The sequence below is a fragment of the Nocardiopsis coralli genome, from assembly GCF_014892575.1.
GTDB lineage: Bacteria > Actinomycetota > Actinomycetes > Streptosporangiales > Streptosporangiaceae > Nocardiopsis > Nocardiopsis coralli.
Genome location: NZ_JADBGI010000011.1, coordinates 86,387 through 100,592, shown reverse-complemented (window position 1 = coordinate 100,592; position 14,206 = coordinate 86,387). Strand labels below are relative to the sequence as shown.

11 protein-coding genes are annotated in these 14,206 nt (G+C 70.2%); 3 read left to right on the top strand and 8 right to left on the bottom strand.

Features of this window, described 5'->3' with window-relative positions; all coding sequences use genetic code 11:
• Positions 1-79: 79 nt before the first annotated feature.
• A complete protein-coding gene (locus IDM40_RS14220) occupies positions 80-316 on the bottom strand; it encodes a glucose PTS transporter subunit EIIB (RefSeq protein WP_193122472.1) in 237 nt (78 codons plus the stop codon).
• 147 nt (positions 317-463) lie between these two features.
• Positions 464-1,507, bottom strand: coding sequence for an SIS domain-containing protein (locus IDM40_RS14215; protein WP_193122471.1), 1,044 nt, complete (start codon positions 1,505-1,507; stop codon positions 464-466).
• A gap of 137 nt (positions 1,508-1,644) precedes the next feature.
• Here IDM40_RS14215 and IDM40_RS14210 point away from each other — a divergent pair, with 137 nt between their 5' ends.
• Positions 1,645-2,382: a GntR family transcriptional regulator gene (locus IDM40_RS14210; RefSeq protein ID WP_193122470.1), complete on the top strand. Its 738-nt coding sequence runs from the start codon at positions 1,645-1,647 to the stop codon at positions 2,380-2,382.
• A 46-nt stretch (positions 2,383-2,428) separates the two neighbouring features.
• Positions 2,429-3,805 carry a PTS transporter subunit EIIC gene (locus IDM40_RS14205; RefSeq protein WP_193122469.1) on the top strand — a complete coding sequence of 459 codons (1,377 nt, stop codon included), beginning with the start codon at positions 2,429-2,431 and terminating at the stop codon, positions 3,803-3,805.
• An 81-nt stretch (positions 3,806-3,886) separates the two neighbouring features.
• Here the strand turns inward: IDM40_RS14205 and secA are convergent, their stop codons facing one another.
• On the bottom strand, positions 3,887-6,730 hold the full coding sequence (secA, locus tag IDM40_RS14200) for a preprotein translocase subunit SecA (RefSeq protein ID WP_193122468.1): 2,844 nt from the start codon (positions 6,728-6,730) through the stop codon (positions 3,887-3,889).
• A 304-nt stretch (positions 6,731-7,034) separates the two neighbouring features.
• On the opposite strand from secA, the gene IDM40_RS14195 reads away from it, so the two are divergent.
• Positions 7,035-7,562: a hypothetical protein gene (locus IDM40_RS14195; RefSeq protein WP_193122467.1), complete on the top strand. Its 528-nt coding sequence runs from the start codon at positions 7,035-7,037 to the stop codon at positions 7,560-7,562.
• An 89-nt stretch (positions 7,563-7,651) separates the two neighbouring features.
• On the opposite strand, the gene hpf is transcribed toward IDM40_RS14195, so the two are convergent.
• The 5 genes from hpf to mtrA form a co-directional block, all read right to left on the bottom strand.
• Entirely contained in the window at positions 7,652-8,320 is a 669-nt protein-coding gene (gene hpf, locus IDM40_RS14190; protein WP_193122466.1) for a ribosome hibernation-promoting factor, HPF/YfiA family, read from the bottom strand.
• A 703-nt stretch (positions 8,321-9,023) separates the two neighbouring features.
• Positions 9,024-9,767 carry a ComF family protein gene (locus IDM40_RS14185; protein ID WP_193122465.1) on the bottom strand — a complete coding sequence of 248 codons (744 nt, stop codon included), beginning with the start codon at positions 9,765-9,767 and terminating at the stop codon, positions 9,024-9,026.
• Positions 9,768-9,844: 77 nt separating this feature from the next.
• Positions 9,845-11,722, bottom strand: coding sequence for an LpqB family beta-propeller domain-containing protein (locus IDM40_RS14180; protein ID WP_193122464.1), 1,878 nt, complete (start codon positions 11,720-11,722; stop codon positions 9,845-9,847).
• A complete protein-coding gene (mtrB, locus tag IDM40_RS14175; RefSeq protein ID WP_193122463.1) occupies positions 11,719-13,446 on the bottom strand; it encodes an MtrAB system histidine kinase MtrB in 1,728 nt (575 codons plus the stop codon). Before mtrB ends, IDM40_RS14180 begins: the two co-directional genes overlap by 4 nt.
• Positions 13,447-13,462: 16 nt before the next feature.
• Positions 13,463-14,140: an MtrAB system response regulator MtrA gene (gene mtrA, locus IDM40_RS14170; protein WP_017570965.1), complete on the bottom strand. Its 678-nt coding sequence runs from the start codon at positions 14,138-14,140 to the stop codon at positions 13,463-13,465.
• Positions 14,141-14,206: the final 66 nt, after the last annotated feature.

Below are 14,206 nucleotides of genomic sequence, written 5' to 3'. Positions count from 1 at the left end.
CCGTGAAACGGCGCTTCATCCTGATTCGGCGGACCGGAAGTGACCAAAGGCCTGTTTCACAAAAGGACCGTCCGCACGGTCACTCCAGGAGGTCCTGGATGTCGTCGGCGAGGGTGTCGGCCTCGGGTCCGACGACCACCTGCACGACCGACCCGGAGGTCAGCACACCGTGCGCGCCGGCCGCCTTGAGGTCGTCCTCCTTGACCAGCGCGGGGTCGCCGACCTCGGTGCGCAGGCGGGTGATGCAGGCCTCGACGTCCTCGATGTTGCCCGCTCCGCCGAGGCCGGCCACGATCGCCGCCGCCTTGTCCGCCATGTGTCCTCCGTGCTCGCCCGTCCCGGGACCCTCCCGGTCCTAGGGGCCTGACCAGAGCTTAGGGGTGAGCGGCCCCACACACCAGGGTCACCCGAAGGGCGACAGGCCGATCGGCGCCTCATCGACTCGACCGCGTGAACCTCCGGGTCAGGAGGTCTGGGTGACCTTGTTCAGGCCGCGGGGGACATCGGGGTCCAGGCCCAGGCGGCGGGCCAGGCGCTCGGTCAGCAGCTGGGCGGGGACGATGAGCTGGAGCGGGGACACCCACTCGGGCAGGTCGGGCACGGGCACGTTCACGTCGCTCGCCCGGGCCAGCTCGGCGCCGCCGCCGAACCCGAAGACCGGGGCCCCGGCCTGGCGGACACGCTCGGCCAGCGCGACGGTGCCTCCGAGTGTGGGGCCGGAGGGCGCGGCCATCAGCAGTGCGGGCGTGCGGGGGTCGACGACCGCCATGGGCCCGTGCAGCAGGTCGGCGTAGGAGAGCCCCATGGCGTGCAGGTAGCAGGCCTCCTTGAGCTTGAGGGAGGCTTCCAGGGCCGTGGAGAAGGCCATCCCTCGGCCGGACACCACGGCGCCCTGCACGGCGACCATGCGCTCGACGATCTCGTCCAGGCCGTCGGTCGGAGCTGCCAGGCTCTCCTCGATCGCGTCGGGGACCCGGTCGAGGTCGGCGGGGTCCAGGTCCGCGCCCAGGCCGAGGGCGAGCACCGCGAGCGCGGCCAACTGGGTGGTGTAGGTCTTCGTGGCGGGTACCGCGACCTCGTCGCCGGCCTGCGTGACCAGGGCCGCGTCGGACTCGGTGGCCAGGGGTGAACCGGCCCCGTTGGTGATGCCGACGGTGCGGGCCCCGCAGTCGGCGGCCCAGCGCATGGTCTCGACGATCTCCTCGGTCCGCCCGGACTGGGAGATGGCCACCGCGAGCACACCGGACAGGTCCAGGCGCGCGCCGTAGGTGGTGGCGATGGAGGGCGAACCGAGGGTGGCCAGGCGCCCGGTGTGGGCCTGCATCAGGTATCCGCCGTAGACCGCCGCGTTGTCGGAGGAACCGCGCGCGATGAAGAGCACCTGCTTGGTCTCGCGGGCGAGGGCCTCGAGCTCCGGGCGCAGTGGCAGGAGCTCGGCGAAGGTGCGCCGCAGGGCGTCGGGCTGCTGTGAGATCTCCGAACGCATGACGCTCGAGGTGCTGGTCATGGGCAACCCTTCCCGTGCGAACCGCCTGAGGGCGGACGGATTGACAGGCCTGAGGAGCTATGGTCTAGTCCGGACCATACCAGTCGGGACCGCCCTCTCCCAGGGCCGCACCCACGTCCGGAAGGCCGACCGCACCGATGCCGATCGACCCCACCAACCCCCAGCCCAAGTACGTCCAGCTCCGCGACCTGATCCTGGACGGCATCGCCGCCGACGGCCTGGGGGTGGACGACCTGGTGCCCTCCGAGCGCGAGCTCAGCGCCACCCACGGCCTCTCGCGCATGACCGTGCGGCAGACCACCGACCTGCTGGTCTCGGAGGGGCGGCTGTACCGGGTCCCGGGCAAGGGCACCTTCATCGCCCGCCCCAAGATCGCCATGTCGCTGGAGCTGGCCTCCTACAGCGAGGACATGCGCGCCCGCGGCTACGAACCCGGCGCACGCGAGCTGATCCGGCAGGTCATCCCCGCCAGCGGGCACACCGCGCGCATGCTCGACATCGCCCCCGGCACCCTCGTGCACCACATCGAACGCATGCGCACCGCAGACGACGAACCCATGGCGGTGGAGCGCTCCAACATCCCGGCGGAGCTCGTCCCGGGGCTGGAGAGCTTCGACCTGGCCGAACGGTCGCTCTACGAGGTCCTGGAAAACGAGTTCGACATCCTGTTGGATGCGGGGGAACAGACCATCGAGGCCGGGATCTGCGACTCGGCCGACTCCCGCCTCCTGGGCCTGCCCGCCGGGAACCCGGTACTGGTGATGCAGCGGCGCAGCTTCACCAAGGGGCAGTGCGTGGAGCTCGCACTGTCCACCTACCGTGCCGACCGTTACCAACTGCACTCCCGACTGGATCCGCGCCGGCACGGAGACTGACCGCCGCGCCTCGCCCGGGGGCGCGGGACGACGGGAGGTACCCCTCGTGAACCAGCCCTCCGCCCAAGAGCCCTCCGCCGAACCCGCTCGGGCCAAACGCTCGTCCACGGTTCTGGCCCTGCTCCAACGGCTCGGCCGCAGTCTCATGCTTCCCATCGCGGTGCTTCCCGCGGCCGCCATCCTCCTGCGCCTGGGCCAGGACGACCTCCTCGGCGCGGAAGGCCTGGCCGGTCTCCGCGGCATGGGATGGATGGAACCGGTCGCCGGGGCCGTGGGCACCGCGGGCGACGCCGTCTTCGAGGCCCTGCCCCTGCTCTTCGCGGTGGGTGTGGCCATCGGGTGGGCCAAACGCGCCGACGGGTCCACGGCGTTGGCCGCGGTGGTGGGTTACCTCGTCTTCGACCGGGTCTCGGCCTGGACGATGTTCACCTTCGAGGGGCCCGAGGGCGACCTGGGCTCCCAGGTGGCCACGTATCCGTTGGAGACCGATCCACAGACACGGGAACCCCTCACCGACCCGTCAGCGGTGAGCGCGGTCGAACCGGTCGTGGACCACGCCGTCAAGAACCCGACGGACGTGCTCGGCGGCATCGTCATCGGCCTGGTCGCAGCGGTGCTGTGGCAGCGCTATCACCGCATCAAGCTCCCCACCTGGCTCGGTTTCTTCGGCGGGCGCCGGTTCGTACCGATCGTGTCGGCCGCGGCAGGGCTGGTCATCGGTGTGGTCCTGGGCCTGGTGTGGGCCGTGGTCGGGATGTGGATCCAGAACCTGGGCGAGGCGATCGTGGGCGCCGGGGCGCTCGGTGCGGGCCTCTACGGGGTCGTCAACCGCATCCTGCTGCCCATGGGGCTGCACCACGTGGTCAACTCCTACGTCTGGTTCGTCGCGGGCACCTACGACGGCGAGGACGGCGTCGTGCGCGGGGAGATCACCCGGTACCTGGCCGGGGACCCCGAGGCCGGCGGGTTCCTGTCCGGGTTCTTCCCCGTGCTCATGTTCGGGCTGCCCGGTGCCGCCCTGGCGATGTGGTGGGCCGCCCACCCCGCCCAGCGCGCACGGATCGGGTCGATCATGATCCCGGCCGCCCTGACCGCCTTCGCCACGGGCATCACCGAGCCGGTGGAGTTCGCGTTCATCTTCGTGGCGCCGCTGCTGTACGCCGTGCACATCGTGCTGACCGGGCTGTCCCTGGCGATCCTCAACGCGCTCGACGCCCACCTGGGCTTCGGGTTCTCCGCGGGGCTCATCGACATGCTGCTCAACGCGACCAAGGACAACACGACGGGGTTGGGGTGGATCCTGTTGATGGGCGTGGTCTACTTCTTCCTCTACTTCGGGGTGTTCTCCCTGCTCATCCGCAAGTTCAACCTGCCCACACCGGGCCGCGAGGACGAAGCCGAGGAGAGCGCGGCCAAGGACTGACCAGCCCCGCGCACACGCGTGGGCGCGGCCCCCTGGAGAAGGGACCGCGCCCACGTCGCGCAGTGTCAGTGACCGGGCGACCTACCGGGCCGCGGGGTCACCGTGGCACTTCTTGAACTTCTTGCCGGAGCCGCACGGGCAGGGCGAGTTGCGTGCCGTGCCCGCGTACTCGTCGGTCGACTCGCTGTGGCGCTCCACGGAGCCGTCCTCGCTCGGCGCGGAGTACTGGAGCCGGTCGGGCCGGTCCTCGCCGAAGCCCGGGACGAAGACGTCCTCGGCCTCGTCCGCCTCGGTGGAGGGCGCATCGGCCTTCGCGGCCTCCTCGTCGTCCTCCACCGCGGTCGCCACGGCGGTCGCACCGGTGGCGCCACCGACGGCACCGGCGGTCTGGGCCGCGGCGGCCGTGGTCAGGGCCGGCTCCTCCTTCTTGCGGACCTGGACCTCGACGTTGAAGACGAAGCCGACGGACTCCTCCTTGATGGCCTCCAGCATCTGCTGGAACATGTCGAAGCCTTCGCGCTGGAACTCGATGAGCGGGTTGCGCTGGGCCATCGCACGCAGGCCGATGCCCTCCTGGAGGTAGTCCATCTCGTAGAGGTGCTCGCGCCACTTGCGGTCCATGACCTGCAGGATCACGCGGCGCTCGACCTCGCGCATGGCCTCCTCGCCCAGCTCGGCCTCGCGGGCCTCGTAGGCGGTGTGGGAGTCCTCGACGACCTGGTCGGCGATGAGGCGGCCGGTGATGTTCTCCAGCCCGCCGTTCTCGTCGATGAACTGGTCGACGGTGAAGCTGATCGGGTAGACCTGCTTGAACGCGCGCCAGAGCTTGTCGAGGTCCCAGTCGGCCGGGTCACCCTCGGCGGTCTCCTCGGAGACGTAACCCCGCAGGACTTCCTCGAGCATCTCCATCATCTGGTCCCGCAGGTCCTGGCCCTCCAGGACCTTGCGGCGCTCGGCGTAGATGACCTTGCGCTGGCGGTTGAGGACCTCGTCGTACTTCAGGACGTTCTTGCGCGTCTCGAAGTTCTGGGTCTCGACCTGGCCCTGCGCGGAGGCGATCGCCTTGCTGACCATGCCGGACTCGATGGGCTGGTCCTCGGGGATGTTCAGCCGCTCCATGAAGACCTCGAGGCGCGAGCTGTTGAACAGGCGCAGCAGGTCGTCCTGCAGGGACAGGTAGAAGCGCGACAGACCGGGGTCGCCCTGACGGCCGGAGCGGCCGCGGAGCTGGTTGTCGATACGGCGGGACTCGTGGCGCTCGGTGCCGAGCACGTACAGTCCGCCGGCCTCGACGACCTGCTCGTGCTCCTCCTCGAAGGCCTTGGTGGCCTTCTCCAGCGCCTCGGGCCAGGCCTCCTCGTACTCCTCCGGGGTCTCCAGGGGGCTGAGCCCGCGCTCCTGGAGTTCCTCGTCGGCGAGGAAGTCGGGGTTGCCGCCGAGCATGATGTCGGTACCGCGGCCGGCCATGTTGGTGGCGACGGTGACCGCGCTGAGCTTGCCCGCGCGGGCGATGATCGAGGCCTCACGCGCGTGGTTCTTCGCGTTGAGGACCTCGTGTTTGACGCCCTCGCGCTTGAGCATGCGCGAGAGCAGCTCGGACTTCTCGACGCTGGTCGTACCGACCAGGACCGGCTGGCCGGCCTCGTGGCGGTCGGCGATGTCCTCGGCCAGGGCCTGGAACTTGGCGTCCTCGCTCTGGTAGACGACGTCCTTGACGTCCTCGCGGATCATCGGCTTGTTGGTGGGGATGGGAACCACGCCGACGCCGTAGGTCTGGTGGAACTCCGCCGCCTCGGTCTCGGCCGTACCGGTCATGCCGGCCAGCTTGTCGTAGAGGCGGAAGTAGTTCTGCAGCGTGACCTTGGCGAGGGTCTGGTTCTCGTCCTTGATCTTGACGCGTTCCTTGGCCTCGATGGCCTGGTGCATGCCCTCGTTGTAGCGCCGTCCCGCAAGCACACGTCCGGTGAACTCGTCGACGATGAGGACCTCACCGTCCTTGACGATGTACTCCTTGTCCTTGCGGTAGAGCTCCTTGGCCTTGAGGGAGTTGTTGAGGAAGCTGATGAGCGGGGTGTTGACGGCCTCGTAGAGGTTGTCGATGCCCAGCCAGTCCTCGACCTTGGCGACGCCGTCCTCGGTGATGCCGACGGTGCGCTTCTTCTCGTCGACCTCGTAGTCCTCGTCCCGCTTGAGGCGGGGCGCGATCTTGGCGAACTCGGCGTACCAGCGGGAGTTCTGCTCCGAGGGGCCGCTGATGATCAGCGGGGTACGGGCCTCGTCGATGAGGATGGAGTCGACCTCGTCGACCAGCGCGAAGAAGTGGCCGCGCTGGACGCAGTTGTCCAGCGACAGGGCCATGTTGTCGCGCAGGTAGTCGAAACCGAACTCGTTGTTGGTCCCGTAGGTGATGTCGGCCTGGTAGGCGGCCTTGCGCTGTTCCTGCGTCATGTTCGGGCCGACGACGCCGACCTCGAGCCCGAGGAACTGGTAGATGCGCCCCATGTTCTGGGCGTCACGCCGGGCAAGGTAGTCGTTGGTGGTGATGACGTGCACGCCCTCGCCGGCGAGCGCGTTCAGGTAGACCGCGAGGGTCCCGGTCAGGGTCTTGCCCTCACCGGTCTTCATCTCGGCGATGTTGCCGAGGTGCAGAGCGGCACCACCCTGGATCTGGACGTCGAAGTGGCGCTGGCCCAGGGTGCGCTTGGCCGCCTCTCGGACGGTCGCGAACGCCTCCGGGAGGAGATCGTCCAGCGTCTCGCCGTCCTCGTAGCGTTCCTTGTACTCCTGCGTGAGGTCGCGCAGTTCTTCGTCACTGAGGTCGACGTACTCGTCCTCGAGCGAGTTGACCTGGTCCTTCAGCTTGTTCAGCCGGCGCAGGATCTTTCCCTCACCCGCGCGCAGGAGCTTACTGAGTATCCCTGGCACTTCCTTCGCGCTCCTCGCACATCACGGTTGGCCCCACGTCCGTGGAGCGTGTACCTGGGCCCCGCTGACCGCTGGCCGCGGCATACAGCCGGGGGTTTGGGGCCTGGGTCACCCATCCTAGAGGACCCCTGCCGTTGCTCCGCCGGGCTCGAGTACCGGGCCGGGCGGGCATTGACGGTCACTCGGGCACAACGTGCGGAACGGGGCCGGATGTTCCCCTCCCCTTCTGCGGGGCTTCGGGGCATTCCTGCACGTCAGTGGGTACAAGGGGGACACGATGTGTTCCGTCGGAAGAGGGGGACCCATGGACGCACAGTCGAGAGGGCGGCACGAGGCCGGAGGCGCGGCGACCGAACGCCCGTCCGTGCCGCACCAGGGAACCGATCCCGCCATCGGCGGCGACTGGGGCAGGGTCGAGGACCCGGTGGCCGACGAACACCACGCGCGGCGCTGGGAACACCATCACCCCGGTGACCACGAGGGTTTCGGCCGGATCCGCGGGTTCCAGCGCCAGGGCGGCGCCTGGGCCCCGACCAACCGGCACCGGGGCAGGGCCAGTTCCTGGGTCGTGGTGGCGCTCGCCTGCGTGGGTTTCACCCTGGGCGGGATCTCCGTGGCCATGGGCTGGGCGCTCGTCCCGCTGGTGGCAGGTGCGGCCCTCATGGTGCTCGCGCTGATCATCGCGTTCGTCTGCGACATCCTCACGGACGTCGTTCTGGACTCGCCGCGTGACGAGTCCGAGGAACCGCACCAGACACCCCTGCACCGCATCAGGTCGATGGCCCGCAAGGAACGGAAGAAGGCCCGCAAGGCGGGCACGGCCGCCGACTGACGGCGGGGCCGCGGAGAGGGGCCGGCACCGGGGAGAACCCGGCGCCGGCCCCTCTCTCGTGTCGGCTGTGTTCGGGAGGGCGGCGACTTCTAGTCGACCAGTCGGAGGACCCCGTAATTGAAGCCCTTACGGCGGTAGACCACGCTCGGGGCGTCCTTCACCTCGTCGTGGAAGAGGTAGAAGTCGTGCCCGATGAGTTCCATCTCCATCAACGCCTGGTCGATGCTCATCGGCTTGGCCCGGTGGAACTTCTCCCGTACGACGACGGGAGCCTCACCCTGGGTGTCGAGCTCGACGAACTCGTCGGAGAAGCGGCCGTCGACCGCCGTGCCGTCGATGTCGTCGCCCGCTCGCTGCGCCGGGGGCGAGGCGCTCTGTTCCGTGAGGGGCCCGGGCAGGTCCCCGGGGAGATCGGCGGTGGCTGCGGCCACCGAGACGGGAGTGTGGTTGCCGCGGTGCACCTTGCGGCGGTCGGCCGACTTGCGCAGGCGCGCCTCGACCTTGTCGACCGCGAGGTCCAGAGCGCCGTGGCGGTCTGCGGCCGCCGCTTCGCTTCGGATCACGGGCCCGTCGGAGTGGATGGTCAGCTCAACCCGCTCGCGCACGTCCGCGAGCTTGGGGTTGCGCTCCGTGGACACCTCCACGTCGACGCTCATGCCCTTCTTCTCCCACTTGGAGAGCTTGTCGAGCTTGGTCTCGACGTGCTGCCGGAACTTGTCGCTCACGCCGGTGCGTCGACCCTTGACGATGATGTCCATAGGACCCCCTTCATCGCGTGGCCGTCCTTGACGGCCAGGCTGGCTCTGCAACCCTTCCGCCTCAGGACGGAAAGGGTGTCGCGCGCTGGCCCCCTTCCGTTGCTGTCCCGGTCGAGTCCGGCCGTATCACGGCTCGGTTGAGAGTGCGTATACCCACGCCGGGCGGGGTCATCACGCGCCTCACGTCGGTGTTTGCCGGTGACTTGCGCGGCTCGGAGAGGGACGTGTGGTGTCTCGACTGCAGGCCGGGCACCCGGACGGTACGGGGTGTGCCGGGCGAAGAGGTGTGTGGGAGGGCCCAGGAGGGGCAGCGGAGGCCGCCGTTTCCGGCGGCCCCCACGGGTCGGTATGCCACCCGCCCGGCCGACCTGGTCTTCGTCCCCACATCCGCCTGCTGAGGGGGTCGCCGCTCTTGTACGCGACTACTGCCCTTCTCCCTGCCGTGAGGGACATCGGGACCCTCCGCGGGGCAGGACTTACCTCTAAGGCGCACCGTGATCGGTCGACAAAAAGTCGCCTTACGTGGGCCGTTTCGCCTGCGCCTGGCCTCGGCTTGCCGGAACTGCTCGACGGTGTTCCCGCGAGCTGTCTCTCCGGCGCAACCACGGACCCGGACGGGTGCCATACCTGGACGGTAACCCGTCCGGCGGAGGTTGTCAGGTACTGGTGGCCCGGCCGAACCCCGGGAATCCCCCGTGAACCCCTACGGACAAGGACTTTCCGCTCTCGGAGGACCTCGCGTAAAACCTTCGTGTGGGACGGTCCGAATCTCCCTCCGGCGGCTCTCGTTGAGCACGACCGCACCGACCACACGCAGGCCCGCGCCGCTCAGGACCCGTGTCGCCTCGGCGAGCGTCGCCCCGGTCGTGACCACGTCGTCGACCACCACCACCGGCGAACCGCGGACCCGCACCGCGGAGGGCACGGCCTCGAACACCCCGACCCGGTTGCGCAGGCGTTCCCTGCGTCCGAGACCGACCTGCCTCGGGGCGGGGAGGCGGTACCTCAACAGCGGGGCCGTGCGGCCGGCCCGCGCTCCCCCGGCCGCGGCGAGGGCGGCCTCGGCCAACCCGGCCACCGGCCCCTCCCCCGGCAGGCGCCCGCGCGGGGGCACGGGAACGAGCACGGTGTGCGGGCCGGACCACCCCGTGGCCGTGTACACCCGAGCGAGGCGTTCGCCCAGCGGGGCGCGGAGCGCGTCGTCGCCCTCCTCCTTGTGCGCGAGCAGCACCCGGCGGTCGTGGCCGTCGTGCGGTCCGGCCGCCCACACCTGGGGGCAGCGCGGACGCGGGACGCAGCGCCGGGGACGGCGGTCGAGCCGGTCGCGGCACCACGTGCACAGGGGGCCGTCCGGCCCGGAGCACCCGGCGCAGCGGTGCGGCAGGAGGAGTTCGAACAGGGCGGCGGCGACACCGAACAGGGCGCGGAACACACGGCGGAGATCCATGGTTCGAGGATCACCGCGCCGGGCCCGGAACGCACCACCGGATTTCCGACCTGTGGACGGCCACGGCGCCGCGGAGGTCAGCCCGGGAAGGTCGGCTCCGCGCCCTCGACCGCGTTCTGCCAGTTCAGGCGGTCGTTGGAGACCCAGATTCCGCCGTCGTCGGTGCCGGCGATGAGCGGCTGACCGGGCGCACCGGAGATCGCCACCATGCCCGCGACCGGGGAACCGGTGCTCGCGGGCGGGGACCCGCCGTCCACCGGGACCAGGAAGGCCTGGCTCGACCCCCCGTCGCGGGACCCCAGGATGACGAGCTGGTCGCCGGAGCGCCACGACAGGTCGATGACGTCCTCGAGCTCCTCGGCCATGGGGATGAACCCGCCGACCGAGACCTGGTCGCCGTCGGAGACCACGCGCCCCATCTCGAGCGAGCGTTCCCCGTCGACCTCGGTGATCGCCGCGGCCCGGGTGCCGTCCCGGGAGATCTGGAAATCGACCAGCGAGCGGTCCCGGAGTTCGGGGACGTCCACGCGCACGACCTCGTCGCCGCCGCGCAGCAGCCACAGGGCGGAGTCGCCCGGTTCCGGGGGCAGGTCCTCGCCGTCGATGCTGGGCTGGTCCTCCTGGGCGCGCTCGGCGGCGCCGTCGTCCTCGTCGTCCCTGGTCTCGGGCGGTTCGGTCTCCTCGACGACCCACAGGTGGCCGTTGACGTCCCAGGAGACCTCCGTGAAGACGCCGTCGTCCAGGACCGTCTCGTACTCGGCGCCCGGGCTGGTGAAGCTGGTGACGACCTCGTCGCCGCCGAGGGTGATGCCGGCGACGGTGCTCTCGTCCATGGAGACCGCGAAGCTCTCGATGGGCACGTCACCGGCGCCCAGGGGCCCGGCCACACGTTCCACGTCGTCGAAGTTGTCGTTCTCCCAGTCGCCGGCCGACCAGAGCTGGCCGTCGTGGGAGTAGTAGGCGCGGCTGCCCGAGGTGGTCGCGCTCGGGCTCACCCCCGCCCAGAAGTCGTCGCCGGGGCGCGGGCGGTCCTCGCTGTCGCCCTCGGTGCCGGGGAAGTTCACCTCGGTGCCGTCGACGGTGAGGGTGAACTCCTGGATGTCGGGGATCTGCCGCAGGGTCCAGGCGACCTGGGCGCCCATCTCCACGGTGTCGGGGTCGCCGCCGGTCTCGACCTCGACGACCGCGCTCTCGTTGTCGACCTCGAGCTCGGTCTCGGCGTTGGCGGGGAAGGCCGAGCGCACCGCCGGGTCCAGCCAGTCGCTGGGGCCGTCCATGAGCTTGTCGAGGAGGCGTTCGGCGAGCTCGTTGTTGCTGACCGGGAGGTAGACGGGGTCGGGCACCAGGGCGGTGCCCTCCGGGTTGAAGTAGTAGAGGTTGAGCGGGCGGTGGGTGCGTTCGACGTCGAGCTCGCTGAGGATCAGCTCGTCGGGCATGTCGTGGATGCGCCACTCGCCGTCGGGGTCGCCGTTCTCCCGGGCCAGCTGGAACGTGACCTCGTAGAGGCCCTGGTCGTCGTTGGGGACGTACTTGCCGCTCTCGTCGATGGTGGCCACCAGGGCGCTGCGCAGGCTCACCGTGGCGGTCAGGCCGTCGGAGCTGATCTCGGGGTCGAGGTCGATGGTGTCGAGGTCGCGGAAGACCTGCACCGTCCCGTCGGGCGACCAGGACTCCTCGAGGTCGGGGAGCATGTAGCTGCGGGCGGCCTTGTGGTCCTCCTCGAAGCTGCCCATGTCCTTCAGGAAGCCGTTGACCAGGCCCTCGGGTGTGACCCCGGGCTGCGGGCCGGCCGGGAGCAGGCGCACGTAACCGCCGTAGGGGTCGGTGACGACGTCGCCGCCGTCACCGGGCACGACGGGTCCGGTGGTGGGCACGCTGGCGCAGGAGGCCAGCAGGACACAGGCGGCGGCCGCGGTCAGTGCGGAGCGGGTCCGGCGGCCGAGGGAGGGTCTCATCCGTCGTCCTCTCCGTCGTCGGGGACCGGCGTGAAGTTGTGGCCCAGCGCGATCTCGGGCGGGACCAGGGGCAGCGGCGAACCGCGCAGTTCGGCCCCGGACGAGCGGGGCAGGGAGAGCCGGAACTGCGAACCCTGGCCGGGCAGGCCCCAGGCCTGGAGCCAACCGCCGTGCAGGGTGGCGTCCTCCTTGGCTATGGACAGCCCGAGTCCGGTGCCGCCGGTGGTGCGCACACGCGAGTAGTCGGCCCGCCAGAAGCGGTCGAAGCACAGGTGCTCCTCCCCCTCCTTGAGGCCGACACCGTAGTCGCGCACGGCCACGGCGACGGCGTCGCGGTCGCCTGCGGCGCTGACCACCACGTCCCGGTCCTCGCTGTGCTCGACCGCGTTGACCACGAGGTTGCGCAGGATGCGGTTGATGCGGCGGGTGTCGAACTCGGCCACGCACGGCTCCGCGGGCAGACGCAGCACGATCTTGATGCCGCGCTTCTCGGCGATCTGCTCGGCGTCGCCGACGGCCTTCATGACCGAGTCGCGGATGTCGCTGGGCTCCACGCCCAGGGTGGCGGCGCCGGCGTCGTGGCGGCTGATCTCGAGCAGGTCGCCGAGGAGCTCCTCGAAGCGTTCCACCTGGCCCTTGAGCAGTTCCACGGAGCGGCGCTGGGAGGTGTCGAGCTCCTCGCGTTCGTCGAAGAGCAGGTCGCCGGCCATCCGGATCGTGGTGAGCGGGGTGCGCAGCTCGTGCGAGACGTCGGAGACGAACTGGCGTTGGACCTTGGAGAGCTCCTCCAGCTCCTGGATCTTCTCCTGGAGGTTGCCCGCCATGTCGTTGAAGGAGACCGCGAGCCGGGCGAGGTCGTCCTCCCCGTGCACGGCCATGCGTTCGGAGAGCTCCCCGGAGGCCAGGCGTTCGGCCGACTGCGCCGCCGACCGCACCGGTCTCACCACCAGGCGGGTGACCACGAACGCGATGAGGCCGAGCAGTATGACCAGCAGGATCCCCACGAGCGCGACGGTGCCCTGCACCAGGTCGAGGATCTCCTGCTCGTGCTGGAGCGGGAAGAGGTAGTAGAGCTCGTAGGCGTGGGTGAGCTCCGCGCCGACGACCAGGGCGGGCTCGTAGGAGCCGTCCATGTCGATGCGCGTGTAGGTGTGGTACTGCTGCTCCGACCCCGACTGGCGGACCTGGTCGATGAGCCGCTGCGGGACGCTCTGCTGCTGGACGGTGTCCTCGTCGCCGGTCGCCCAGCCGGTCTCGTCGCCGACCGAGGGCATGATGACGACACCGTAGAGCCCGGTGTCACCGCTGCGGCCGGTGAGCTCGTCGGTGATGTTGTAGAGCAGGCGGTCGCGGTCGCCGACCTCGTTCTCCTGCAGCTCTGCCAGGGCGTAGTTGAGGCCGGCCCGGTGGTCGTTGACCGCGGTGTCGATCTTGGCATCCAGCAACCCGCCGCGCACCTGCGACAGCATGACGTAGCCGAGCCCCGCCATGACCAGGAGGGACAGCACCAGGGTCGTGGAGATGACCCTCAGGTGCAGCGAACGCCGCCACCGGCTCTGCACGCCCTTGACCAGGGCGCGGGCGGCGCGTTGGGCGAACAGGTAGGCCCGGGTCAGCCCCGAGCCCCCGTCGCGCCCGTCGTCTCCGGGCACGCCGGAGGGCGGGTCGGACCGTTCCCCCTCGGGATCGGTCCCCCGTTCCTCCTCCTGCGGGGCTGCTGTCATGGGGACACCGGCGGGGTCAGGCGGTACCGGCCTTGTAGCCGACACCGCGGACGGTCACGACGACCTCGGGGTGCTCCGGGTCCTTCTCGATCTTGGCGCGCAGGCGCTGCACGTGGACGTTGACCAGGCGGGTGTCCGCGGCATGGCGGTACCCCCAGACCTGCTCGAGCAGGACCTCGCGGGTGAAGACCTGGCGGGGCTTGCGTGCGAGGGCGACCAGGAGGTCGAACTCCAGAGGGGTGAGGCTGATCTGCTCGCCGTCGCGGCGCACCGCGTGCCCGGCGACGTCGATGGTGATGTCGCCGATCTGCAGGACCTCGGGGGCCGGCTCCTCGGTGCGGCGCAGGCGCACGCGCACGCGGGCCACGAGCTCCTTGGGCTTGAAGGGCTTGACGATGTAGTCGTCGGCACCGGACTCCAGGCCCAGGACGACGTCGATCGTGTCGCTCTTGGCCGTGAGCATGACGATGGGCACCCCGGACTCGGCGCGGATCTGACGGCACACGTCGATGCCGTCGGCGCCCGGGAGCATCAGGTCGAGCAGGACCAGGTCGGGCTTGGTCTCACGGAAGGCTTCGAGGGCCTTGTCCCCGTCGTGGACGAACGAGGGTTCGAACCCCTCGCCGCGCAGTACGATGCCCAGCATCTCGGCGAGGGCGAGGTCATCGTCGACAACCAGTACACGTCCCTTCATCGGTGTGTCCGGCGCCGGGCGTCGAACCCGCTCGGGAGCGTGTCCGCGGCGCCTACTCCTCTCTCT

What these genes read in the sequence shown, in the direction of transcription:
- IDM40_RS14185 (WP_193122465.1), bottom strand. Translation starts at nt 9,767, where the DNA reads ATGGATCTCCGCCGTGTGTTCCGCGCCCTGTTCGGTGTCGCCGCCGCC.
- IDM40_RS14210 (WP_193122470.1), top strand. Translation starts at nt 1,645, where the DNA reads ATGCCGATCGACCCCACCAACCCCCAGCCCAAGTACGTCCAGCTCCGC.
- IDM40_RS14220 (WP_193122472.1), bottom strand. Translation starts at nt 316, where the DNA reads ATGGCGGACAAGGCGGCGGCGATCGTGGCCGGCCTCGGCGGAGCGGGC.
- hpf (WP_193122466.1), bottom strand. Translation starts at nt 8,320, where the DNA reads ATGGACATCATCGTCAAGGGTCGACGCACCGGCGTGAGCGACAAGTTC.
- IDM40_RS14180 (WP_193122464.1), bottom strand. Translation starts at nt 11,722, where the DNA reads ATGAGACCCTCCCTCGGCCGCCGGACCCGCTCCGCACTGACCGCGGCC.
- mtrB (WP_193122463.1), bottom strand. Translation starts at nt 13,446, where the DNA reads ATGACAGCAGCCCCGCAGGAGGAGGAACGGGGGACCGATCCCGAGGGG.
- IDM40_RS14195 (WP_193122467.1), top strand. Translation starts at nt 7,035, where the DNA reads ATGGACGCACAGTCGAGAGGGCGGCACGAGGCCGGAGGCGCGGCGACC.
- mtrA (WP_017570965.1), bottom strand. Translation starts at nt 14,140, where the DNA reads ATGAAGGGACGTGTACTGGTTGTCGACGATGACCTCGCCCTCGCCGAG.
- IDM40_RS14215 (WP_193122471.1), bottom strand. Translation starts at nt 1,507, where the DNA reads ATGACCAGCACCTCGAGCGTCATGCGTTCGGAGATCTCACAGCAGCCC.